Source organism: Pseudoalteromonas sp. D15MCD-2, assembly GCF_038562745.1.
GTDB lineage: Bacteria > Pseudomonadota > Gammaproteobacteria > Enterobacterales > Alteromonadaceae > Pseudoalteromonas.
The window spans coordinates 3000935-3024499 of sequence record NZ_JBCFQE010000001.1 but is presented as its reverse complement, the minus strand read 5'-3'; the positions used below and the strand labels follow the sequence as shown (position 1 = coordinate 3024499).

Below are 23565 nucleotides of genomic sequence, written 5' to 3'. Positions count from 1 at the left end.
TCAAATTACGGAGAATTCCAATGAAAGTTGCTGTTTTAGGCGCAGCTGGCGGTATCGGCCAAGCATTGTCTTTATTATTAAAAACAAGTTTACCTGCAGGTTCTGAATTATCGTTATACGATGTTGCCCCTGTTGTTCCTGGTGTAGCGGTTGATCTTTCTCACATCCCAACAGACGTTAAAGTTGAAGGCTTTGGTGCTGACAGCCTAGACGCAGCATTAGCTGGTTGTGATATCGTTCTTATCCCAGCGGGTATGCCACGTAAGCCAGGCATGGACCGTGCGGACCTTTTCAACGTAAACGCAGGTATCATCAAAACATTAGCTGAAGGCATCGTTAAAAACTGTCCTAAAGCGTTAGTAGGTATCATCACTAACCCAGTAAACGGCACTGTGCCAATCGTTGCTGAAGTATTCAAAAAAGCGGGTACTTACGATGCTAACCGTGTATTCGGTATCACAACGCTTGACGTGATCCGTTCAGAAGCATTTGTTGCTGAACTTAAAGGTTTAAGCGCAACTGATGTTAAAGTTCCAGTGATCGGCGGTCACTCAGGTACTACAATTCTTCCTCTTCTATCTCAAGTTGAAGGTGTTACTTTCACTGACGAAGAAGTTGCAGCATTAACTCCACGTATCCAAAACGCTGGTACTGAAGTTGTTAACGCTAAAGCGGGTGGCGGTTCAGCGACTCTTTCAATGGGTGCTGCTGCAGCACGCTTCTGTATGTCTTTAGTTAAAGGCTTACAAGGTGAAGAAGTAGTTGATTACGCATACGTTGCAGTTGAAAACGGTGACGCAGCATACTTCGCACACCCAGTTCGTCTAGGTAAAAACGGCGTTGAAGAAATCCTTTCTTACGGTGAGTTAAGTGCATTCGAAGAGCAAGCTAAAAACGACATGCTAGCTACACTTAACAAAGACATCCAAGAAGGTGTTGATTTCATCAACGGTTAATTCCGACAGATGATAGGCGATTTTTTAAATCGCCGAAAACAAAAAAGCCTGCAAATGCAGGCTTTTTTAATGGCTCGAATAAATAGCGTTTAGTGATCGCGGGCAACGGCGATACGGGCCAAACTCTCTAAGGCTTGTTTGTACGGTGTATCTGGTAAGAACGCAATACAAGCAATTGCTTTGTCAGCTTCTTGCTCAGCTTTTTGCATTGCAAACTCAAGGGCCTTAGTGTCAGCTAATGCCGCTAGAATGCTCTCTAAGTGCTCCATACCATTACCAAGTTCAATTGCTTCGCGTACTAGCTTAACTTGCTCTGGTGTGCCTTTTTGCATTGCGTAGATAAGCGGTAGGGTAGGTTTACCTTCAGCTAAATCATCGCCAATGTTTTTACCAAGTTGCTCGGCATCAGCATTGTAATCTAGAACATCATCCACTAATTGGAATGCAGTGCCAAGATGCATACCGTATAAGTTTAATGCTTCAAGGGTTTGTTCGTCTTGCTCGGTAATAATTGCAGCAAGGCCGGTTGCAGCTTCGAACAATTTTGCCGTTTTGCTGTAAATAACCTGCATATAGCTTTGTTCTGTCGTGTCAGGGTCATTACAATTCATTAGCTGTAATACTTCACCTTCAGCGATGACATTGGTTGCATCAGCTAAAATTTGCATGATTGGCATTTTACCTAGGCCAACCATAAGCTGAAATGAACGTGTATAGATAAAGTCACCCACCAAAACGCTCGCTGCATTACCAAACTCTGCGTTGGCTGTAGGCGTACCACGGCGCAAATGTGACTCGTCGACAACGTCGTCATGCAATAAAGTTGCGGTATGAATAAATTCGATGATAGTGGCAAGCGTAATATGGTCTTTGCCCTCATAACCAAGTGCTTTTGCCGCTAAAATGGCCAACATAGGACGAACGCGTTTACCGCCACTGTTTACTATGTATAAACCGAGTTGGTTAACCAATGCGACATCTGAGCGCATTTGGGCATGTATAAGTTGATTGACGTCATCCATTTCATTTTCGATTAACGTCTGGATAGCTTTTATATCCATTGATCTCCGAGCCAATATTTATGGGTATACGGGGCTGATTGTACAACAAAAAAAGCGCTTGCTCGATATTTTGTGATGATTCAGTAAAAAAACACTGTAAAGTTTTTTATTTGAGATCAATTTAGCCAAGATAAATTTATAGTCTTGATTAATAAGTGATCAGCTTTTTGAATTTTCAAGGTGCGTATTATTAGCGTAATTTAATTGTCATGAGATCGTAAAAACCGCTTGGCATGTGGTGTTTTTAGGATAGAATAGGGGAAAATATTGAATTGCTCTCAATGCAGCTATTTTTTATTCATTTTATCGAAAAAGAGGCTTGCTAGTTTTTGCACATTAGCGTAAACTTCGCGCCCTATTGAAGAATATTTTAGTTGCGTCGATTTGAGGGCGCACAGACGGAGTTAATTATGTACGCGGTTTTCCAAAGTGGTGGTAAACAGCACCGTGTGACTGAAGGTCAAACAATTCGTCTTGAGAAATTAGACGTTGAAACTGGTGCAGCAGTTGAATTTGATTCAGTACTTTTAGTTGCTGATGGTGAGAAAATCGAGATCGGTGTACCGTTCGTAAACGGTGGTAAAGTAACAGCTGAGGTTGTTTCACACGGTCGCGGTGAGAAAGTTAAGATTGTTAAATTTAGACGTCGTAAGCATTCTCGTAAGCAAATGGGCCATCGTCAATGGTTCACTGAAGTTAAAATCACTGGCATTAGCGCTTAATTAGAGGTACTGAGAAATGGCACATAAAAAAGCAGCTGGTAGTACTCGTAACGGTCGCGATTCAGAAAGCAAACGCCTAGGTGTTAAGCGTTTTGGTGGCGAATCAGTTCTAGCGGGTAGCATCATTGTTCGTCAACGTGGTACTCGTTTCCACGCTGGCGCAAACGTAGGTATCGGTAAAGACCACACTATCTTCGCAAAAGCAGATGGTAAAGTTCAATTCGAACAGAAAGGTCCTTTAAACCGTAAATACGTAAATATCGTAGCTGAGTAATCATCTCGATATTTGAAAAACCCCGCCTTTGCGGGGTTTTTTGTTTTAAGGCTCATAAATATATACCTAAGCGCCTTGGCATTGGGTGCTGAATAAGGCACTTAGGTATATAATAGAGTTATTAACAAGCCAATCTTAAAGTGAGTAATCATGAAGTTTGTAGATGAAGTAGAAATTCGTTGTGACGCGGGTGATGGCGGCAGCGGTGTCGTATCTTTCCGACGTGAAAAATATGTACCAGATGGCGGTCCTGATGGCGGCGACGGCGGCGATGGCGGCAGCGTTTATCTACAAGCCGATGAAAACTTAAATACGTTAATTGATTACCAATTTGAGCGTTTTCATAAAGCAGAGCGCGGCACAAATGGCCAAAGCCGCAACATGACTGGTAAAAAAGGCGCTGATTTAACGCTTAAGGTGCCTGTTGGTACACGTATCATTGATGTTGATACTGAAGAGTCATTAGGTGATTTGACCCAGCATGGTCAAAAGGTTGTTGTTGCAAAAGGTGGTTTCCATGGCTTGGGGAACGCACGTTTTAAATCAAGTACAAACCGTGCGCCACGTCAAAAAACACTAGGTACACCTGGTGAAGTTCGCAGCTTACGCTTAGAGCTAATGCTACTTGCTGATGTTGGCTTACTTGGTTTACCAAATGCTGGTAAATCAACGTTTATCCGCAGTGTTTCTGCAGCTAAACCAAAAGTGGCAGATTACCCGTTTACGACGCTTATTCCTAATCTTGGTGTAGTACGCCCAGATGCGAATAAGTCATTTGTAATTGCTGATATTCCAGGTCTAATCGAAGGGGCTTCAGATGGTGCAGGCCTTGGTATTCGCTTCTTAAAGCACTTAGAGCGTTGTCGTGTATTACTGCATATCATTGATGTTATGCCTGTTGATGGCACAAATCCGGTTGATAATGCCTTTGCGATTATTAATGAGCTACACCAATATAGTCCTAAGCTTGCTGAAAAGCCGCGCTGGTTAGTATTTAACAAAATTGACCTATTACCAGAAGATGAAGCTGAAGCGCTGTGTAATGAAATTGCCGAAGAGCTAGGTGAAGAGGTTAATGTTTACCGTATCTCTGCTGCAAATAAGCAAAATACCCAAGCACTATGTCATGATATCATGGCGCTACTTGATAGTATGCCGAAAGAGAAATTCGCTGAAGAAGAGAAAGAAGAAGTTGAGTTTAAGTGGGATACTTATCATCAGAAAGCAACATCTCAAGACGATGATGATTGGGATGACGACTGGGATGATGATGACTACGATGTAGAAGTTATCTACCAGCGATAAAATTTTAAAACTGAAAAGGAGCCATGCGCTCCTTTTTTATTAATAAGAAAAAAGTATTAAGGTTTAGTGTGAAAATTTCAATGATTGCTGCTATGGCAAATAACCGAGTAATTGGCCAAGACAACCAAATGCCATGGCATTTACCCGCCGATCTGCAACACTTTAAAAAAGTAACCATGGCAAAGCCTGTGATCATGGGCCGTAAAACATTTGAATCAATAGGTCGGCCTTTACCAGGTCGTCAAAATATTATTATCACGCGTAATGCTGATTACACAGCTGAAGGTATTGAGGTGGTTACTTCACCAGAGGCTGCGCTGGAATTGGTTGCTGATGTTGAAGAAGTAATGATTATAGGTGGCGGAAATATATACGAACAATTTCTATCTCAAGCAGATCGTCTATACTTAACATTCATCGACCTTGAAGTGGCCGGTGATACGCAGTTTCCAGATTACGAAAGTGTTGCTAATTGGACAGTTGCCGAGCAAGAAAAGCATCAGCCTGATAACAAAAACCCTTACTCGTATACTTTTGTAACCCTGTATAAAAACTCGTAACATTATTGCGGTAAAATTAATTAGTTGGTACAATATTACACAATCTTGGTAAGAAGAAAGTATTACATAAGGGCAAAATATGATGAAGTTACCAAATATGTTACTTGCAGCGGCTGTTGTTTCAGCGTCAGTTGCGTATACAGCACCAGCAAAAGCTGATGATCAATTAGCGGTTTCTATCTGTGAGTACATCGCAGCTGATGATAAAAACCGTTTACGTAGTAAGCTTAAAAGCTCACGTGTGAAAATTCGTAACATCTTTGATGCTGTAAAATGTAACGGCAACAATATGCTTCGTCATGCAATTGAAAGCGGCGCTGCGGATGCTGGTGAATACATCGTTAAGAACTTATCTAAAAGCTCTTTAGCAGACGGTGCAGACATCGCATGGGCAGAATCAAACGGCCACGGTGGTTCTCCACTAATCGCTGTTATTAAAGACCGCGCAGGCCTTTAATTGAAACGCCAATAGAATTTAAGAAACCGCACTCGTTGCGGTTTTTTTGTGCCTGAATAACACCTTATAAAGTGAATACATACAAAAAACCGTGTTTGTTTTCACAAACACGGCTTCTATCTTTGTTAACTCGTAACTCGTTTACAGCTTCTTAAACTTTAAACGCGTCTACCGATAAACGTAGTTCTTCGGCTAACTTAGCAACTTCTGAACTTGAAATATTGGTTTGGTTTGCGCCCTCAGCTGTTTGCTCTGCAATTGCCACAATTGACTCTAAGCGTTCACTAATTTCTTGCGATACTTGTTGCTGTTCGTGAGCGGCTGTCGAGATCTCTTCACTTACATTATGCGCTTGTGCAACGGCTGCTGTGATTGAGTCAAGGGCTGTGTTGGCAAGGTCTGATTGCTCAACACAAGACTCAGCCTGTTGCTTACCTTTCGACATTGCCGATACAGCAGCCTCTGCACCAACCTGAAGCGATTCAATCATAGCTTGGATCTCTTGCGTCGATTCTTGAGTCTTACTCGCTAGAGAGCGTACTTCGTCAGCTACAACAGCGAAGCCTCGACCTTGTTCACCGGCACGGGCTGCTTCAATTGCAGCATTCAGTGCAAGTAGGTTAGTTTGCTCTGCAATGCCACGAATAACATCTAAGATGCCACCAATTGATGCGCTATCTTTGTGTAGCTTATTGATAACTTGTGATGCATCATCAACTTCACGAGCAAGTTGTTCAATAGTCGCTTTGTTTTGCGAAGAAATACCTTTAACACGGTCAGCTTCTTTATCTGCGTTCTTGATTTCACTAAGTGCCTGTTGAGCACTGCTGCTTACCGCTTGTGATGTGCTGCTCATTTCCGTGGTTGCTGTAGCAGCTTGTTCTACTTGCGCTTGTTGATTACGAATAGCTTGGCTTGATTCTTCAGTGATTGCTGAAGTTTCTTCAGATGCAGCTGCAAGCTGTGTAGAGCGAGAGATAATGCCTTGAATAAGCGTACGTAAACTTTCGATTAGCGTATTACAACTACGTGATAGCTCACCAAACTCGTCTTTAGCAGAGTCGTCTAGGCGTTGAGTCATATCGCCGCTAGCAACAATATCAAGAATACGGTTTACTTCAGAAAGTGGTTTAGTAATACGGCTAACAGTAATTGCTGCAACAGCAATTGCAATTAAAGTGGCGATAACCATGGCAATCCAAGTCCAGATGGTTGCTGTAGATACGTTACCACTTACATCTTGCTGTAAGTCAAAAGCAAGTACAGTTGCTTGGTCAACAAGCTCTTTAAGTTGTTTTAGGGCTTCAGTCGTTGATTTCTCTGCATTTGCAAGTTCAGCTTGAGTTTGTGCAATTGCATCAATTAAACGCTTTTTATTTGCTGATAGGCTGTTGTTGCCACGTACGTTATTTACAAGGTTTTCAACATAACTGTTTAGGTCATTATATAAATCAGCATTACTTTCAATGATAGCTGGGCGAATAAGGCCAAGGCTGCGCTCAACTTCTTCTAAGTAATAAACTTGTTCGTTTTTCACGATATCTAACGTGTTAAGAGTTTTAACCGTTAGCATATCGGTACTGTTAGTCACTACCGACTGGAAGTTGTTTTCCATGTTGTTAGCAGCTTGGTAGGCACGTGAATGGTTCTCTTCAAGACCATCAATATCAATGATGTCAAGCACAACAGAGTTAGCATCTTCTGCGCTGATCTCAATATCTTCAAGCTGGGTGCGCAGCGTATTGTTAAGTTCAAGTTGAGTTTGTTTATCCTTAAAAAGGTTATCGACAGACTTGGCAAAGCGCTTATAAGTTTGCTCAACTTCTTGACTGCTTTGTTTTAATTTAGGGTCGTTACTCACTATTTGTTGTAGGTCTTGATAAGAGCTATCGTAACGCTTTTTCTGTTCGGTAAAGTTCTTGCGAATAGTTGCTAATTCATCTTGTGATGTAGTGTAAAAACTAGCTTGCGCTGATTTACTCATCAGGATGAATTCAACCTGCAACTCATAACTTTTGTCGAGGGCCGGTAATGACAGCTGATTAACTCGCTGTGTCGATTGATCAATGTTGGTAATTCTGATCAACGAGTTACCACCAATAAATAGCAGGAGTAACGTAATAACAATAAAGCCACCCCAAATACGCTGTCTAACGGTCAAGTTCATATGTAATTCCAGAAAATAGTACTAATCAACACTTATCGGCAAGGTTGCCAATTAGTTAAGTATTTAAATTTAATTAGCTTAAAATTAAATTAACTTTAATTGTTATAAATCTAACAGATGTTCAGCTATTTTTCAGTTTATTTAGATAAAAGAGTGGGATTTTTCGACAAAACAGTCTTTTTTGCTGAGTTCCATGAGGGTCATCGCGCCTCCCCATACACAGCCAGTGTCGAGGGCATGAATATTTTCGGCTTTAACTTTACCTTCTAAAGCAGCCCAATGACCAAATGTGATCTGTTGCTTGAGCTTACTTATACTCGGATGCTCAAACCAAGGGATTATTGAGCTATCTTCACTAATGCTGGTTTTATTGCTGAAATCGAGTTCACCAAGCAAATTAACGAAGCGCATGCGCGTGAAGTAATTAACGATATAACGAAATTTAGCCTCGTTAGGTAGCGTTGATTGCCATTCTAATGGGTGGGGTTCATACATATTGGCAAAGTAATGATAGGCATCACTACCTTGGTAGCAACTTTCGGCAAAGCGAGCGCGTTTTAATGCTTTTTTTATTGACCAATTTGGATTTAAGCCAGCATGGCTTATCAGCATGTCATAGCGTTCAAGCCAAATCGCTAATGGTTGTTGTTGCAAAAAGTGAATATATTCAGGGAGCTTTGGGCTGTCAAAAACACCAGCAAGCTTATCTTTTGGATTTGCTGGTTTATTTAGATAATGACAAGCAATTAGGTGTAAATCATGATTACCAAGAGTAATAGTTACACTGCCTTGCATAGTATGAAGGCGCTCGAGGCAAGCGAGTGAATCAGGGCCTCGAGCAACAATATCGCCAACTAAGTAAAGGTGATCTTGGCTTGGGTTGAAGTTGACACGTTTTAGTAACGCATCAAATTCACTATAACAGCCTTGTAAGTCACCAATTGCGTAGTTAGCCATTATTACCTAATGCAATATGTTTGGACGAGCTAAACGAAACACCTCGATTGGCGCTTCAAACTCAGTGCCAAATTCGTTACGCATGGTGTAATGGCCTTGCATCGTCCCAACAGGAGTATCAAGCACTGCACCACTGGTGTATTTGTAGCTTTCACCTGGGGCAATGGTAGGTGTTTCACCCACAACCCCTTCACCTTGTACTTCCACTTCTTTACCGTTGGCATCGGTAATTAACCAGTAACGACTCAATAGCTTAGCACTGCATAAACTGTGGTTTTTTATGGTGATTGAGTAAGCAAAAACGTATTTATCTTGTTCAGGCTCTGATTGACCTTCTACATAGAAGGTCTCAACCGACACCTTAATTGGAGAACCTAAATTACTGCTTGTTGTCATAAATCCAATTAGCTATATCAATAAATTGTTGTAAAGACAGGCTTTCAGCACGCAGAGTGATATCAATGCCGATGCTTGTTAGTTCTTCAGCTGTAAGTAAGTTAGATAAACTATTACGCAGAGTCTTACGGCGTTGATTAAAGGCTTCTAAACATACCGTGTTTAGTAACTTCGTGCTTTTAGCTGAACGTTGCTCAGGCTTTTTAGGGATCAAGCGAATAACCGCTGAATCTACTTTAGGTGCTGGTTTAAAGCACTCTGGCGGCACATCAATCACTGGCATTGCGTGACAGTAATATTGCGTCATTACACTTAAGCGACCAAATGCTTTACTGCCCGGGCCTGCGACCATACGTTTGACCACTTCTTTTTGCAGCATAAAGTGCATGTGCTCTACGTTATCTGCGAACTCAAATAAATGGAATAGCAGCGGAGTCGAAACGTTGTATGGTAAGTTACCAAAAATCTTTAACTTTTCGTCAGACTTGATCAAAGAGCTAAAATCGAATTTCATTGCATCGCCTTGATGCACTGTTAACTTTGGCCCTAAGAATGGGTGGCTCGTTAAACGTTCTGCTAAGTCTTTATCTAGCTCAACAACTGTTAGGTGGCCACTTAAATCAGCGACTGGCTCAGTGATTGCACCAAGACCCGGGCCGATTTCTACTAAATTGTCTTCAGGTTTAGGATCGATAGCCGTGACGATTTTGTCGATGATCATGTCATCGTTTAAAAAGTTTTGACCAAAACGCTTACGCGCGCGGTGTCCTAAATGTACTTTATCTGTCATTGATTCTGTGCTTTTTCATGGGCGAGCTTAATTGCTTCGCGGATCGCTAATTCAAAACTACCTACATCAGCAGTACCTGTGCCGGCTAAATCGAGAGCCGTACCGTGATCTACAGAGGTGCGAATAAATGGCAGGCCAAGGGTGATGTTGACCGAATTGCCGAAACCTTTGTATTTTAGCACAGGTAATCCCTGATCGTGATACATTGCAAGCACTGCATCTGCTTGCGAAAGGTATTTATCTTGGAACAAGGTGTCAGCAGGCAATGGTCCAATTAAGTTCATGCCTTGATTATTTAACAGCTCTAAAGTTGGCGCTATGGTATCAATTTCTTCAGTGCCTAAATGACCATCTTCGCCAGCATGTGGATTTAGACCACAGACGAGGATACGCGGTTTTTCAATACCAAACTTAGTTTGTAAGTCATGGTTTAAAATAGTGGCAACTTTACTTAAACGCTCAACGGTGATTGCGCGCGATACATAAGCAAGCGGTATATGCGTTGTAACAAGCGCCACGCGTAAGCCTTTTGTAGCTAACAACATCACTACATCGGCAGTATTCGATTGCTGTGCAAAATACTCAGTGTGGCCGCTGAATGAGATACCTGCTTTGTTGATAATCCCCTTATGCACAGGGCCTGTAACAACAGCGGCAAAGGTACCATCCATATTTTTTTCACTGGCGATACGTAGTGTATCCAGCACGTATTGACCATTGGCGTCATTAAGTACGCCCACTTCAACGTCAGAGCCTAAATCTACTTGATGTAAGTAAACGCTGCCTGCAGGGGCAATGCTTGGGGCTTGGCTGTCATCGAAGTCAATTAAATTAATATCTAAACCAAGCAATTTAGCGCGCTGTTTTAACAGCGCGCCATCAGCAATCACCACCAGTTGGGCATCCCACTGGTGCTGGGCTAACTTGATAAGTAAATCAGGGCCAATACCGGCTGGCTCACCTGGGGTAATTGCAATTCTAATGGTCATAATTTTTATTCTGTTGGGAAAATATCAACGTGCGCTTGTTCACGCATTTCTTGCTGCCAGTTGAAACTTTCTTCTTTAAATTTACGATTAAACAGTAGTTGGTGAGCGCGGTTACGCTTAGCTTGCTCTGTTTTATCAGCTACACGCTTATCAAGTAGCTGTACAATGTGCCAACCAAACTGTGTTCTGAATGGCTCACTGATTTCATTTTTATCTAGAGAAAGCAGGGTATTTTTAAATTCTGGTACATAGGTGCTTGGATCAGTCCAATCGTACTCACCCCCTTTTAATGCAGAACCCGGGTCTTCAGAGTATTCTTTAGCAAGTTCACCAAAGTCAGCTTTACCTTCACGTAGCTCTTTAGCAAAACCTTTTAGCATGTCACGCGCTTTTTCTTCGCTTAAGATGATAGAAGGCTTAATTAAGATGTGACGTGAACGAACCTCTGTTGTTTCAACAACTTGGCGACCACGAACATCTTGCACTTTAATGATGTGGAAACCAGCACCTGAACGAAGCGGGCCAACGATATCGTCTTTTTTATGGCCTTTTACCGCTTCTGCAAATAGTGATGGCATTTCGTTGATGCTCATCCAACCTAGCTGACCACCTTCAAGGGCTTTTGAACCGCTAGAAGATGAAATAGCGATACGCTTGAACTCTTTGCCTTCTTTTAAAAACTCGATAACTTTATCTGCACGTGTTTTAGCACTGGTGATTTCATCAGCTGTTGCATCACTTGGGATATCAATCAAGATATGACCAATATCATACTCTTCGGCATTCTTGCCTTGAGTTTCCATGATTTTAAGAAGGTTATCGATTTCTTGTGGGCTAATGTAAATACGGCGGTCAACGTTCGCACGCATTACTTGTTGCGTGGTGATTTCTTTACGAATTTCTTCACGGTATGCTGGGTAGCTCTCGCCTGATGCCTCTATAGTGCGACGTAAATCAGCGATTGTACCGCCTTGCTCACGAGCCATATTTTCAAGTGTTTGGTCTAACTGAGAGTCAGAGATTTCTAAACCCATGCGCTCAGCAAGTTGCATCATCAGAGTTTGGTTTACTAAACGCTCGATTGCTTGAATGCGAAGCGTATCATCAGAAGGTAATTGCTGACCTTGCTCTTGCGCTTGAGTTTTTACGCGATTGATAATGGTGTCTACTTCACTTTGTAAAATAACACCTTGGTTAACTACACCAACGACTTTGTCAATTTCGACAGGTTTTGCGAAAACGCTTTGGCAAAGGCCAACTGTTAATAATGCAGATGCAAATAATTTTTTTAAATTCATACTTTTTCTAATACTCTTGCTAATAGTACTGCGGTACTAGTTATTAAGAAAATACGGTCTACGATAGCCAAAAATACCTTGTTGTAATAATTTTTGTGCATCATAACGGCTTTTACTACCAAGCCCTTTTAATACGATATTGAAGCCAATACTGGTATCAAAGGTTGCTTGCTCTTGACCAATCGCCTGGTTTAAATCAGTTTCGATTTGACGACGGCCTGTGATTTGAAACGCCCAACAGCACGATTCATACTGAAGACCGCTGAAAACCTCAATGCTACGACCACTTTCTAAATCGCGGTGATAGCTGCCAACAAACTGCCAATCTTGCGATAGCGGAATGCTGGTAAATAGACCAACTTGCTCGATTGTATTGCCTGAGACATCATTTGCATAGCGATGGTTCAATTGCACGAGCTGTTTATCGTCACCTTTATAATCTAAGGTGATATTTGATTGAATAATTTCTTTACCATCAGTGTCGTATTGAATACCACCTGATAGATACCAGCGACGGTGCCAATGTAACATGGTTTGCGCTGCGAACAAGGCATTGTAGTTAGTATCAACATTAATACCTTGTGATGTAGGCTTGGCATCATCACTTAAATAGAAGATTTGGCCTGCGCTGAAATTAAATACTTCTTCGTTTTCATTGCTAAATAAGCGAGTAGTCGCACCTAACGTAAATTGGTTCGCAGTAGCAATACGGTCGATACTTGAGAAACGACGGTCTCTAAATAAACCAAAAAAGTCATCTTGTAATTTTGCCGTATCGTAAAGGCCAATATTTGATTGGTCTTTATTTGGCGTATACAAGTACTGAATTTGTGGCTCAAGAGTTTGAATACCATCTTTGAAGAAAAACGCAGTATCACGTTCAAAATTTAATTGGCTGTATAAACGCACTTTTGGCAGGGTACGGGTGACTTTTTCGTCGTAGTCTGTCCCTGCTAAATCGCCATGCTGGTTATATTCAGTATGTAATACGCTGAACTCAGATAAAAATGACCATGCGTATTCCTGATAACCAAAGCTTGCTTTAGGTTCTATGTGAACACGGCTTGCTTCATCAATGACGGCATCATCATTCGTGAAATAACTAAGCTCACCATCAAGGGTTAAATCAACACCATAAAAATCATACGCATCAGTTTGCGAAAAACTAATTTGTGGCAGTGCCGCATACGATTCGCGGTGATCACCAAGTACTTCAAAACTCTGTAGCTTAATATTGGTGCGCCAAGTGTCACCTAAGTGGGTGAGTGAACCTGTACGGTATAACTGAGTATCTGTGCGAGTCGCGTAGCCAGAATTTAAATCGGTTAAGTAATTATCATCACTAACGTTAGTAATATCGATATTACCGCGCCAGTTCTCACCAAAGTAGCTTTGCTGCTGCCAATGGAATAGATAACGAGAGTCAACATTTGGCTCTTCATCATCTTTATCTAGGTACTCAACGGCAATGAGACCGTTGTTTTGCTCAGTTAAATAACGAAACTCACCAATCATTTGCAAACCGCGTTTAGACATGTAGCGAGGCGTAATGGTGGCGTCGTAATTTGGAGCAATATTCCAGTAATACGGAGTGATAGTTTCAATACCGTAGCGGCCTGAACTAGAGAAGTTAGGCGTTAATAAACCTGATTTACGACGGTCATCTAACGGAAACGTAAAATAAGGAACATACAGAACTGGCGTATCAAATACCCGTAATACGGTATTGTGGGTCTCGCCCCAGCCATCTTCGCTTGATAAGTCAATTTCGTCGGCTTCAATTGCCCACACCGGTGTTTCGCCCGGACAGGTAGTAAAGCTTGCGTTCATCAGGTTTAGGCCAGACTCGTTGACTGTTAGTTTTTCTGCGCCACCATGACCAAGTTGGTCGGTGAGCTTATAATCAGCACCAAGCAAGCTTAATTCAGAATTATTTAAATCCGCATTGAGCCCAGAACTATTAATTTGGCTTACTTTATCGCGATAAACGATAGGGCCGGTTGCATTAAGTAACCCACGTTGTTTGTCAATCAGTGCACTTTGTGCGGACAAATTCATCGTTAGGGTGTTAATATCTACATTACCGGTAAATTCTGCGCTTTGGGTACCCAATAGTTCAATATCATCGGATTTGATATCGATCATATTAAGTTCAAGGCCAGGGAGCGGTTGCCAAGCTCTGGTTTGCATTGAAGTGCCACAAAAATTGTGTGTCAGTTCAGTTTCGGCGAACGATGGTGCGCTAAGTACGCTTAGCATCATTATGCCCCAGGTTTTGCTCATTTAATGACCTTAATGCTCTTTGGTTGGATATAAGCTAGACATAATAAAGGAAAACAATGGCAAATACAGTAATTGACTTAGTGAAAAATAGATATCTTACTAAATGAATCGTTATAAAAGTTTACAGCAGTTTTTGAATCCTCATTTTAAAGAGGATGAATATCAATTAGCCGCCATCACAGGGGATGCGAGTTTTCGCCGTTATTTCCGCGTAAATACAAGTGATCAGAGCTATATTGTCATGGACTCAGATCCAGATAAATTAGATAACACGCCTTATATAGAACTCAATAAAGTGTTTTCTCAGCATGGCTTTAAATTACCAAAAATTCTTCAAGCAGATGAAAAGCAAGGCTTCTTCTTGCTGAGTGATTTAGGCAATACTCATTTGGCTGATTTACTGGGCGACGAAGACCGCACTTTACACTACAAACATCTAATAAAGTTAAGTGCACAATGGGCGCAAATCCCGCCAGCCCAATACATGAAAGTATTTGATGGCGAGTTTTTACAATTTGAACTGAGCATTTTTAGAGATTGGTTAGTCGATAACTTTATTGGTGAGCAACTTTCTGCTGATGAGCAGCAAATGTGGCAACAGGCTTGTGAGTTATTAGTTAACAATGCCCTTGAACAACCAATTGTTACAGTGCACCGAGACTTCCATAGCCGCAATATTATGCGCACGGGGCAGCAATGGGCAATTATCGATTATCAAGATGCGGTACAAGGGCCAGTGTGTTATGACCTTGTGTCGTTATTAAGGGATTGCTATTTCAAGTTACCAGAGCAAGAGCTAGATTACCTTTTACATTACGCTTATGACGAATTCAGCGAGCAACAGCTATTGCAAGACACCTCATTTGAGATGTTTAAGCGCTGGTTTGACTTAACCGGCGTGCAGCGTCATTTAAAAGCTGCAGGTATATTTTGCCGCTTAAAATTACGTGACGGTAAGTCTGGTTATTTGAATAATGTGCTGCCAACCCTTACATACATTAGTAATGTCAGTAAAGAATACCCAGAGTTAACAGCCCTTGGCCAGTGGATAGAGCAGACTATTATTCCACAGACTAAGCTGCGATTAACGAAAGAGTCCAAATGAAAGCAATGATCCTAGCGGCGGGCCGTGGTAAACGCATGATGCCGCTAACAGAAACGATGCCAAAGCCGATGCTAAAGATTAACGGCAAGCCATTATTAGAGCATCATATTAATAACTTACGCCAAGCAGGCATTACCGATATTGTCATTAACCTTGCCTGGCAAGGTGACAAAATAACAGAGTATTTTGCTGATGGTTCGCAGTTTGGTGTATCGATCACTTATAGCCAAGAGCAGGCTGGGGGGCTTGAAACCGCCGGGGGCATCATTCAAGCATTGCCGTTATTGGGTGAGCAATTTATTGTCATCAATGGTGATGTGTTTACTGATTATGATGTGACTTCGTTGATGCAGCTTCATCTGCAAGCAGGGGAGGCGCATATTGTACTTGTTGAAAATCCCGCGCATAACCCTGATGGTGATTTTGCACTGAGTCACCTAAGCCCAGATAGTCAAAAGTATACTTTTTCCGGTATAAGTCGCTATCATGCTGATTTCTTTAAAGGTCTCAGCGCAGGTATTCGTCCACTTGGGCCCATTTTGCGAGAAAAGCTCAGTGAACATCAAGTTACGACTGAGCTTTATTTGGGGCAATGGGATGACATTGGCACACCAGCCAGGCTCGACGAAATCAATCAGCGTTTCGCTTTGTAATAACAACAGAGGTTTGCCAAATTATGTGGGGAAAAGTACTCGGTTTTTGTTTTGGCTTTATGTTTGGCAAATTTATAGGAGCCTTACTGGGCCTATACCTAGGCCATATGTTCGATCGCAGCTTAAAACAAGACTTTGATAAAGCAGGTGGTTTTTCTGGTTTGTTTAAAGGCGATGATATTAACGAGCGCCAAGCACTTTTCTTTTCTAGCTGTTTTGCGGTGATGGGGCATATCGCCAAATCGAATGGTCGCGTTAGTGAAACGCATATTCGTGCTGCAAGTTTGTTTATGGACGAAATGGGCCTATCAGGTGATGAGCGCAGAGAAGCACAAGATGCCTTTCGTAGTGGTAAAGAAAGCGACTTTTCATTAAAAGAAACCGTTCATGACTTTAAAGAGCGCTTTGCTCGACGCCATGATTTATTGCAACTGTTCCTCGAAATACAAATTCAAATGGCCTTTTCAGATGGCCACCTTGCAGAGCAAGAAAAGCAGCTATTGCAAGAGGTGAGCAAGCAGTTAGGTATTTCACGTACTCAGTTCGCATTTTTATTAAAACGCTACCAAGCCGAATTTGCATTTCGTCAGCAACAACAGCGTTTTTATGAACAGCAGCGTCAACAAAGCCAGCAAAATCGCAGCAGTCATAGTGAACAAAGAGGGCACAGTGTGCCACCGAATAATGGTATGAACCGCGCCCAAGCGTTGGCTCTATTAGGCTTAAACAGTGATGCTTCTTCGAGAGATATTAAAGTAGCCTATCGAAAGCTCATGGCTCAGCATCACCCCGATAAGCTGGTATCGCAAGGTTTACCAAAACACATGATGGAAGTTGCGGTAAAGAAAAGCCAAGATATTCAAGCGGCTTATGAGTATTTAAAAAAGGCGGCGTAAAAAGCCGTCTACCTCTTTAAGCAGCCGCTGGTGCTGCTCAGGCTCTGAAGGCACACCAAATAACTCTCTTTGTCGGTAGTCATATTTAGCGTGTTTTCTTACCCAGCGTTTTCTGTCTTTAACACTTTGCAGGGTGTCAGGGTTACCCTCGCTGTAAAAAATATCCAGTAACGGTGGGCTGATAGTCGAAAGCGTGGCATTGAGATGCTGGTTACGAACACTGTTAGGTAAATAGCTACCTAGGCTAATAAAAGCGTTTAGTTCGTTATTTGGAAAGCTAGCATAATGCTCTATCAATAGCCCCGCACTGGCACCTTGTGCCACCACAATAATATTGCCGCCTTCATCCATTGCACTGTTATACAAGGCATTGAATCTGGCAATTAGCTTTAATTTGTAATCATCAAGCACGGCTTCACTGATATTGGGCTCACCCGTAACAAAGTGAGGCGCTTGTTGTGTTTGGGCTGGTGGAGCAGAAGCTGCTAGCTCATCGCCTTGTTCATTACTTTGTGTTGTTGACTCAGATTCAGAGCTCTCAGGTGACTCGGGCGTTGCCATATCGACAGGATGCCAATCAATGTCAGGCATGGTCATGGCAAGGGTTGCATAGCCAATTTCGTTTAACTGCTTGCGCAAAAAGTTAATACCAGCATTATTAGTGGGTAAGTGTTGCCAATCAGGAATGATTAGCACAATGCCGCGTTGGCTCGCTGCCATCGATTGACGATATAAGCTAATGAACTCATCTTCACCAGCAAGCAGAGTGCGTACTTCATCGCTAGGTAAAAAGCGTTGTATATCGTTAGTGACCAAACTTGACCAAGGGGTAGGTTTAATAAAATCGGCAGCGTTCACATTGCCCATCAACGCAAAACAGGCTGCGTAAAGTAAGCTATGTGCGGGTTTTAAATTCATGCCGATATTACCTGAGTCTTTAATTAAATCAGTTATTGATTAACTATCGGCAGTATTTATTAAATATTTAGCGAATTGTCTTAAAACTCAGGAGCGGCTTCAAAAATCAATGTTTCACCGCTGGCTGGGTGAGCTAAGGTTAGCATTTCAGCATGCAGTTGTAAGCGAGGGGCCATGGCGAATGCCTCGGGGTGAGCATACAACTTATCGCCTAAAATAGGGTGACCCAATGACAGCATATGCACACGTAGTTGGTGAGAACGCCCAGTAATAGGGGTAAGCTCAACACGAGTTGCATTCTGTTCATATTCAAGCATTTTAAAATGGGTTAATGACGGTTTGCCATTATCGTGATCAACCATTTGCTTTGGTCGGTTCGGCCAATCACAAATAAGTGGTAAATCTACCGATCCAGTTTCTTGCTCAAGCTTACCAAATACACGAGCAATGTAGCGTTTTGCAGTTTTTCTATCTTGAAACTGAATGCTTAAATTACGATGCGCTTCTTTGTGCATAGCTAAACAAATAATGCCAGAGGTCGCCATATCAAGGCGATGAACAATTTTTGCCGTTGGAAAAACGCGATTAATGCGAGCAATAAGGCAGTCGGCGTGTTTTGGATCTTTTCCCGGCACAGTAAGTAAACCACTTGGTTTATTCACAATAAGCAAGTCATCGTCTTGATAAACAATACTTAAATAAGGTGTCATTGGGGGATTATAATTGAGTAACACAGCCAGCCTCGATGATATGCAAGTGCGCTATTTTAAAGGAGTATGAGCGCATACACAATGCCAGTGCTGGTTTTCGAGTAGCAGCTAAGATACAGTAAATTCAGCTATGGAGTTTAAATAAAAGGACAAGTGAATGTTTCGCCTCGGTTTAATTCGCAGTAAACCTTGTACACGTTGTGGCTTAGAAGTTAATGACCTTGAGCCAGAGTGTCCGCATTGTAAAGGCTTTTCAGACCTACAAGCAGTATATTTGAAGCAAGCTTACAAAGACGATTTAATAAAAAGAAACAAAAGCTTAGCTAAGTTATTTTGCAAGCTAGCGGCATTGGCCGTAATTATTACCCTAGTGGTGTTTTTTGTATAAAAAACGCGATGTGAAAGCACATCGCGTTTGTAGTTTGAGTTTAGCTATTTAACGTTAGTGCGAAACGACAATTAAACGAATTGCATCCAGTTTAACTTGGGCTTTTTCGATGTAAGTCGTGAGTTCGCTACGCTGTTTATCAAAGAAGCTAAGCTCTTCATCACGAATATTCGGGTTGATCTGCTTAAGTGCCGTTAAACGAGCTTGCTCTTCACCAAGGGCAGTTTGCATTTTCTCTAGTGATTCAGCACGCAGTGCTTCTAGCTTGGTTTGTGCCATGCCTTGTGCGCTGGTGATCATTGGGTGAATGGCACTTTGTAGCGCGCTGGCTAATTTACTTGCCGTTTGGCGACCAACCGCAGACAACTGCTGATTGAAAGCATCAAAAGCAACATTATCAGCCAGATTGTTACTACCCTTATCTAATAAGATACGAATAGGCGTTGGTGGCAAGAAGCGGCCAACCTGAAGTGCTTTAGGCGCCATCGCCTCCGCAATGAAAATAAGCTCAACAAAGAAGGTACCAGCAGGTAGCTTTTTGTTTTTCAGTAACGCCACAGAGGCAGTACCAAAGTCATCATCACAAATCATGTCTAAGCTGCCTTGCACCATAGGGTGGTCCCAGCTGATGAAATGGGCGTCTTCTTGCGAAAGCGAGGTGCTGCGATCAAACGTTACTGTGATGCCATCATCTTTTAAGCATGGGAAAGATGGATTTAGCATGTGCTCAGTTGGTTTCAAGATAATGGTATTTTCACCTTTATCTTCTTGGCTTACACCAAAGGTGTCGAAAACATTGATCATATAGCTTGGCAGCGTGAATTGGTCGTCTAATTCTTCGATATCAGCAACAAGACTTTCTGCTCGGCCTTGGCCACTTGAGTGCAGCTCTAATAAACGGTCACGACCACTTTCCATTTGCTTACGAAGCTTGGCATTTTGACCAGCAACTTGTTCTAGTAGTGGGTCTAGCTCTTCTTCGTCGCAATTGTGTGCACCGATAAACTCAAGTAGTTCTTCGCCATACTCTTTATACAGCATTTGCCCTGTTGTCGATGTTGTTTCAAACGCATCTAAGCCTTCGTTGTACCAACGAAGTAACACTTCTTGTGCGGTGTTTTCAAAATACGGCACGTGAATGTTTACGTCTTGAGTTTGACCAATACGGTCAAGACGACCTATACGTTGCTCAAGTAAGTCTGGATTAAGTGGTAAATCAAACAATACTAGGTGATGCGAGAATTGGAAGTTACGACCTTCAGAACCAATTTCAGAACAAAGTAGAATTTGCGCGCTGTCGTACTCGTCGGCAAAGTAAGCCGCTGCACGGTCACGTTCAACAATCGACATGCCTTCATGGAAAACAGAGGCTTTAATTGCTTCACGCTCACGTAAAATCTGTTCTAGGCTAAGTGCGGTTTCTGCTTTAGCACAGATAAGCAGTACTTTTTCGTGTTTAAGGGTTTTTAAAGTTTCGATTAACCAATCAACACGTGGGTCAAATGCGCCCCAGCTGGCATTTTCACCTTCAAACTCTTGAAAGATCTTTTCAGGGAATAGAGCGCGAAGTGCCGTTAGTTCAGCATTTTGAATGCCGCCCATGTTACCCAGTACCGACATCGCCGTTTTATATTGTTTAGGCATTGCCATAGGGTATGCATGAAGCTTACGGCTTGGGTAACCATCAATACCGCTGCGGCTATTTCTAAATAAAATACGACCCGTACCATGGCGGTCCAGCAGCATTGATAAAATTTCGTTGCGCGCCGTTTCATCACCTTGCTCCGCTTTCGCTAAAAGGTCAGTAATGTCGGTTTCTTTTAATAGCTCTTTTAATGTTGCACGAGATGCATCATCAAGGCCTTTTTCACCTAGTAATTGATTAGCAGCTTCAGCAACTTCTTTGTAGTTACTTTCTTCTTCAACAAACGCATCGTAGTCGTAGAAACGATCTGGGTCGAGTAATTGTAAGCGGGCAAAGTGACTGCGGTGACCAAGTTGATCTGGCGTTGCAGTTAATAAGATAAGGCCCGGAATGTCTTGGCTTAACTCTGCCATGCGTTGGTATTCAGTGCTTGGCTTACCATTATTGATACTTAAATGGTGCGCTTCATCAACAACCAATAAATCCCAATCAGCTAGGGTTGCTTGCTCAAACCAGCGCTTTTTCTTGCTTAAGAACTCAAGGCTAGTAAGTACTAACTGTTCTGTTTCGAATACGTTTGGAGAGTCTGCGAATGCTTCATCACAACGTTCTTCATCAAAGATTGAAAAACGTAAGTTAAAGCGGCGTAGCATTTCTACTAACCACTGATGCTGTAAGTTTTCAGGCACAACAATCAATACGCGGCTAGCACGGCCACTGATGATTTGTTGATGTAAAATCATACCTGCTTCAATGGTTTTACCTAAACCCACTTCGTCAGAAAGTAATACGCGTGGTGCAAAACGTTTACCCACTTCTTGTGCAATGTAAAGCTGATGTGGAATAAGGTTTGCGCGCTGACCAATTAAACCTTTTAAAGGGGATTGTTGGCGCTCAAACTGGTGCAGCCAAGTTTGGTAGCGAAGCGTGTAGCGGTCAAAACGGTCCACTTGACCTGCAAATAAACGGTCTTGTGGTTTATTGAATTTGATAAAGTGATCTAAAAAGGTTTCTTTTAACTGCGCTTTTTCACCATTATCAACGCGAATGCCGTGATAGCATAGTAACTCGCCTTGCTCTTCAACAGACTCGACTTCTAATTCCCACTCTTCAACGCTGCGAATAATATCACCTGGATTAAATGCGACACGAGTAACAGGTGCTTCTGTTAAAGAATAAACTCTGTTTTCTCCACTGGCTGGAAATAAAATGCTGACCTGACGGCCTTCAAGGGCAACAACGGTGCCTAATCCTAAATCTGACTCAGTATCACTGATCCAACGCTGACCTAAGGAAAAATTCATGTATGTCTCGTCTATGAAGAAAAAAGGCGGCTATGTTACCTGTAACGCCATGCTACTTCAAGGCAGTAAACTCGCCGCACACAATTAAATTTAGTCAACCTTTTTAAGCCATTATTAACGGTAAAAATTGTATGTATTTTAACCAGTTAAATAATTGTATATTTGTTTGTCATAAAAAGGACTTTTGTCGTAAATAGACTAAACTGAGTATATACCTGACGAATAAACCATAGCTTCATCCGCCGCTTGTTTAGTTTATTGGGTATAGCATAAAAATCATAAAACGTAAGGAAAGTGCTATGGAAAAAGCTTCGAACCTTGATAGTAAAATGTATGTGCTCGATACTAATGTATTACTCCACGAACCCCTCGCTTATTTATCTTTCCAAGAACATGATGTTGTTATCCCCATGACAGTATTAGAAGAGCTCGACCACATTAAAGATAGGAAACATGACGTTAGCCGTGACGCCCGTGTTGCTATTCGTGGTTTAGATGAAGTGTTAAAGGACGCTTCGCCAGAGCAAATGTTGCAGGGTGTCGCGCTTCCTAGTAACAAAAAGGCTAAATCAGAATCTCGTGGCCGCTTAATTATCGTTAATGACCATTTATTTGCAGACAGTATTTCGGGGTTACCGGGCAACGAAAACGACCACCGCATCATCAATTGTGCTGTTCATTTACAGAAGCAACACAGCGATAGCAAAGTGGTGCTTGTCACTAAAGACATCAATATGCGCCTAAAAGCGAAAGGGGCAGGGCTTAAATTTGTTGAAGATTACAGAACAGACCAATTAATTGACGACATAGCGTTGCTTACTAGCGGCTATAAAAAAATTGAAGGTGATTTTTGGCAACAGGTTGGAGAATGCGAAACAGAGCAGCAAGGCCGAGATACCTATCATCATGTGGCTAAAAGCACGATTAGCGATGTGTTCTGTAATGAATATATTTTAGATGAAAGCGACCACTTTGCGGCTCGAGTAACAAGCTACGATGATAAACAAATTACTTTAAAGGATATTAGTGTTGAGCGCTTGATGAGCCATACCGCTTGGGGCGTTAAGCCAAAAAATGTTTATCAAGGGATGGCACTTGATGCGCTACTTGACCCAAGTATTGAATTGGTGATTTTAACTGGTCCTGCCGGCTGTGGTAAAACCTTGCTCGCTCTTGCTAGTGCCCTCGAAATGATTATAGAAAAAGGTATTTACGATAAAGTGATTGTTACTCGCAATACCCCAGAAATTGCTGAATCAATTGGCTTTTTACCTGGCACTGAAGAAGAGAAAATGGCGCCGTGGTTAGCTGCTATTACCGATACCTTAGAAGTGCTGCATAAAGGAGATGAAAATCCAATTTCGAGTCGTAATTACATTATGGAAAAAGCCAACGTACAGTTTAAATCAGTAAACTTTATGCGCGGCCGTAGTATTCAAAACGCGGTTGTTATTTTGGATGAAAGTCAAAACTTAACCGCTTCACAGCTGAAAACCATTATTACTCGCTGCGGTGAAGGCACTAAACTCATTTGCTCAGGTAACTTGGCGCAAATTGATAGTAACTACCTCACGCCAGTTACCTCAGGCTTAACCTATATTGTTGAACGTTTTAAAGATTTTCAGGGCAGTGCTACCGTTAATTTAAACGGTGTGGTACGTAGCCGCTTAGCCAGCTTTGCTGAAGAAAATTTATAACTTGCCAGTATTCCTATGCCTCGTTAACCTAGCT

At 42.0% G+C, this 23565-nt stretch carries 22 protein-coding genes; 11 read left to right on the top strand and 11 right to left on the bottom strand.

All coding sequences use genetic code 11. The features are described 5' to 3' along the window. Window positions 1-20 precede the first annotated feature (20 nt). On the top strand, window positions 21-956 hold the full coding sequence (mdh, locus tag AADY36_RS13895; RefSeq protein WP_054562778.1) for a malate dehydrogenase: 936 nt from the start codon (window positions 21-23) through the stop codon (window positions 954-956). Window positions 957-1045: 89 nt separating this feature from the next. On the opposite strand, the gene ispB is transcribed toward mdh, so the two are convergent. Beyond that, complete coding sequence (gene ispB / locus AADY36_RS13890) at window positions 1046-2017, bottom strand: octaprenyl diphosphate synthase (protein ID WP_248529289.1); 972 nt, start codon at window positions 2015-2017, stop codon at window positions 1046-1048. A gap of 410 nt (window positions 2018-2427) precedes the next feature. Between ispB and rplU the strand changes: the two genes are divergently transcribed. The 5 genes from rplU to AADY36_RS13865 all read left to right on the top strand — a co-directional run bounded on the left by rplU (window position 2428) and on the right by AADY36_RS13865 (window position 5335). Then, complete coding sequence (gene rplU, locus AADY36_RS13885) at window positions 2428-2739, top strand: 50S ribosomal protein L21 (RefSeq protein ID WP_036965957.1); 312 nt, start codon at window positions 2428-2430, stop codon at window positions 2737-2739. Window positions 2740-2755: 16 nt separating this feature from the next. Continuing rightward, window positions 2756-3013, top strand: coding sequence for a 50S ribosomal protein L27 (gene rpmA / locus AADY36_RS13880; RefSeq protein WP_054551015.1), 258 nt, complete (start codon window positions 2756-2758; stop codon window positions 3011-3013). A gap of 150 nt (window positions 3014-3163) precedes the next feature. Further along, window positions 3164-4318, top strand: a complete 1155-nt coding sequence (gene cgtA / locus AADY36_RS13875) for an Obg family GTPase CgtA (RefSeq protein ID WP_054562776.1) — start codon at window positions 3164-3166, stop codon at window positions 4316-4318. Window positions 4319-4398: 80 nt separating this feature from the next. After that, on the top strand, window positions 4399-4878 hold the full coding sequence (gene folA, locus AADY36_RS13870; protein ID WP_082401652.1) for a type 3 dihydrofolate reductase: 480 nt from the start codon (window positions 4399-4401) through the stop codon (window positions 4876-4878). A gap of 79 nt (window positions 4879-4957) precedes the next feature. After that, complete coding sequence (locus tag AADY36_RS13865; protein ID WP_054562775.1) at window positions 4958-5335, top strand: DUF3718 domain-containing protein; 378 nt, start codon at window positions 4958-4960, stop codon at window positions 5333-5335. A gap of 151 nt (window positions 5336-5486) precedes the next feature. Here the strand turns inward: AADY36_RS13865 and AADY36_RS13860 are convergent, their stop codons facing one another. From AADY36_RS13860 to lptD, 7 genes are all read right to left on the bottom strand, one after another. Further along, entirely contained in the window at window positions 5487-7502 is a 2016-nt protein-coding gene (locus tag AADY36_RS13860; protein WP_054562774.1) for a methyl-accepting chemotaxis protein, read from the bottom strand. A 141-nt stretch (window positions 7503-7643) separates the two neighbouring features. Next, window positions 7644-8459, bottom strand: a complete 816-nt coding sequence (locus AADY36_RS13855) for a symmetrical bis(5'-nucleosyl)-tetraphosphatase (protein ID WP_055197656.1) — start codon at window positions 8457-8459, stop codon at window positions 7644-7646. A 6-nt stretch (window positions 8460-8465) separates the two neighbouring features. Continuing rightward, the gene (apaG, locus tag AADY36_RS13850; RefSeq protein ID WP_054550996.1) at window positions 8466-8855 is read right to left on the bottom strand and encodes a Co2+/Mg2+ efflux protein ApaG; all 390 of its coding nucleotides are present in this window, start codon (window positions 8853-8855) and stop codon (window positions 8466-8468) included. Further along, on the bottom strand, window positions 8839-9645 hold the full coding sequence (gene rsmA / locus AADY36_RS13845; protein ID WP_054550997.1) for a 16S rRNA (adenine(1518)-N(6)/adenine(1519)-N(6))-dimethyltransferase RsmA: 807 nt from the start codon (window positions 9643-9645) through the stop codon (window positions 8839-8841). Before rsmA ends, apaG begins: the two co-directional genes overlap by 17 nt. Then, window positions 9642-10634: a 4-hydroxythreonine-4-phosphate dehydrogenase PdxA gene (gene pdxA, locus AADY36_RS13840; protein WP_342409102.1), complete on the bottom strand. Its 993-nt coding sequence runs from the start codon at window positions 10632-10634 to the stop codon at window positions 9642-9644. The genes rsmA and pdxA overlap by 4 nt, the downstream gene beginning before the upstream one ends. 5 nt (window positions 10635-10639) lie before the next feature. Continuing rightward, window positions 10640-11932, bottom strand: a complete 1293-nt coding sequence (surA, locus tag AADY36_RS13835) for a peptidylprolyl isomerase SurA (RefSeq protein ID WP_055021167.1) — start codon at window positions 11930-11932, stop codon at window positions 10640-10642. A gap of 36 nt (window positions 11933-11968) precedes the next feature. After that, complete coding sequence (gene lptD / locus AADY36_RS13830; RefSeq protein WP_054562770.1) at window positions 11969-14215, bottom strand: LPS assembly protein LptD; 2247 nt, start codon at window positions 14213-14215, stop codon at window positions 11969-11971. A gap of 103 nt (window positions 14216-14318) precedes the next feature. Between lptD and AADY36_RS13825 the strand changes: the two genes are divergently transcribed. The 3 genes from AADY36_RS13825 to djlA are packed head-to-tail and all read left to right on the top strand — an operon-like array spanning window position 14319 to window position 16869. Further along, a complete protein-coding gene (locus tag AADY36_RS13825) occupies window positions 14319-15320 on the top strand; it encodes an aminoglycoside phosphotransferase family protein (protein ID WP_342409101.1) in 1002 nt (333 codons plus the stop codon). Next, complete coding sequence (gene murU / locus AADY36_RS13820; RefSeq protein ID WP_342409100.1) at window positions 15317-15973, top strand: N-acetylmuramate alpha-1-phosphate uridylyltransferase MurU; 657 nt, start codon at window positions 15317-15319, stop codon at window positions 15971-15973. The genes AADY36_RS13825 and murU overlap by 4 nt, the downstream gene beginning before the upstream one ends. A 23-nt stretch (window positions 15974-15996) precedes the next feature. Beyond that, complete coding sequence (gene djlA / locus AADY36_RS13815; protein ID WP_055197666.1) at window positions 15997-16869, top strand: co-chaperone DjlA; 873 nt, start codon at window positions 15997-15999, stop codon at window positions 16867-16869. On the opposite strand, the gene AADY36_RS13810 is transcribed toward djlA, so the two are convergent. Next, a complete protein-coding gene (locus tag AADY36_RS13810; RefSeq protein WP_342409099.1) occupies window positions 16852-17787 on the bottom strand; it encodes a DUF3530 family protein in 936 nt (311 codons plus the stop codon). The genes djlA and AADY36_RS13810 overlap by 18 nt on opposite strands. Window positions 17788-17867: 80 nt before the next feature. Next, window positions 17868-18521 carry a bifunctional tRNA pseudouridine(32) synthase/23S rRNA pseudouridine(746) synthase RluA gene (gene rluA, locus AADY36_RS13805; protein WP_342409098.1) on the bottom strand — a complete coding sequence of 218 codons (654 nt, stop codon included), beginning with the start codon at window positions 18519-18521 and terminating at the stop codon, window positions 17868-17870. 133 nt (window positions 18522-18654) lie between these two features. Between rluA and AADY36_RS13800 the strand changes: the two genes are divergently transcribed. Next, window positions 18655-18885: a hypothetical protein gene (locus tag AADY36_RS13800; protein WP_055197672.1), complete on the top strand. Its 231-nt coding sequence runs from the start codon at window positions 18655-18657 to the stop codon at window positions 18883-18885. A 54-nt stretch (window positions 18886-18939) separates the two neighbouring features. Here AADY36_RS13800 and rapA read toward each other — a convergent pair whose 3' ends face one another. Then, on the bottom strand, window positions 18940-21834 hold the full coding sequence (gene rapA, locus AADY36_RS13795) for an RNA polymerase-associated protein RapA (protein WP_342409097.1): 2895 nt from the start codon (window positions 21832-21834) through the stop codon (window positions 18940-18942). A 299-nt stretch (window positions 21835-22133) separates the two neighbouring features. On the opposite strand from rapA, the gene AADY36_RS13790 reads away from it, so the two are divergent. Next, the gene (locus AADY36_RS13790) at window positions 22134-23531 is read left to right on the top strand and encodes a PhoH family protein (protein ID WP_055197676.1); all 1398 of its coding nucleotides are present in this window, start codon (window positions 22134-22136) and stop codon (window positions 23529-23531) included. The last annotated feature ends 34 nt before the right edge of the window (window positions 23532-23565 follow it).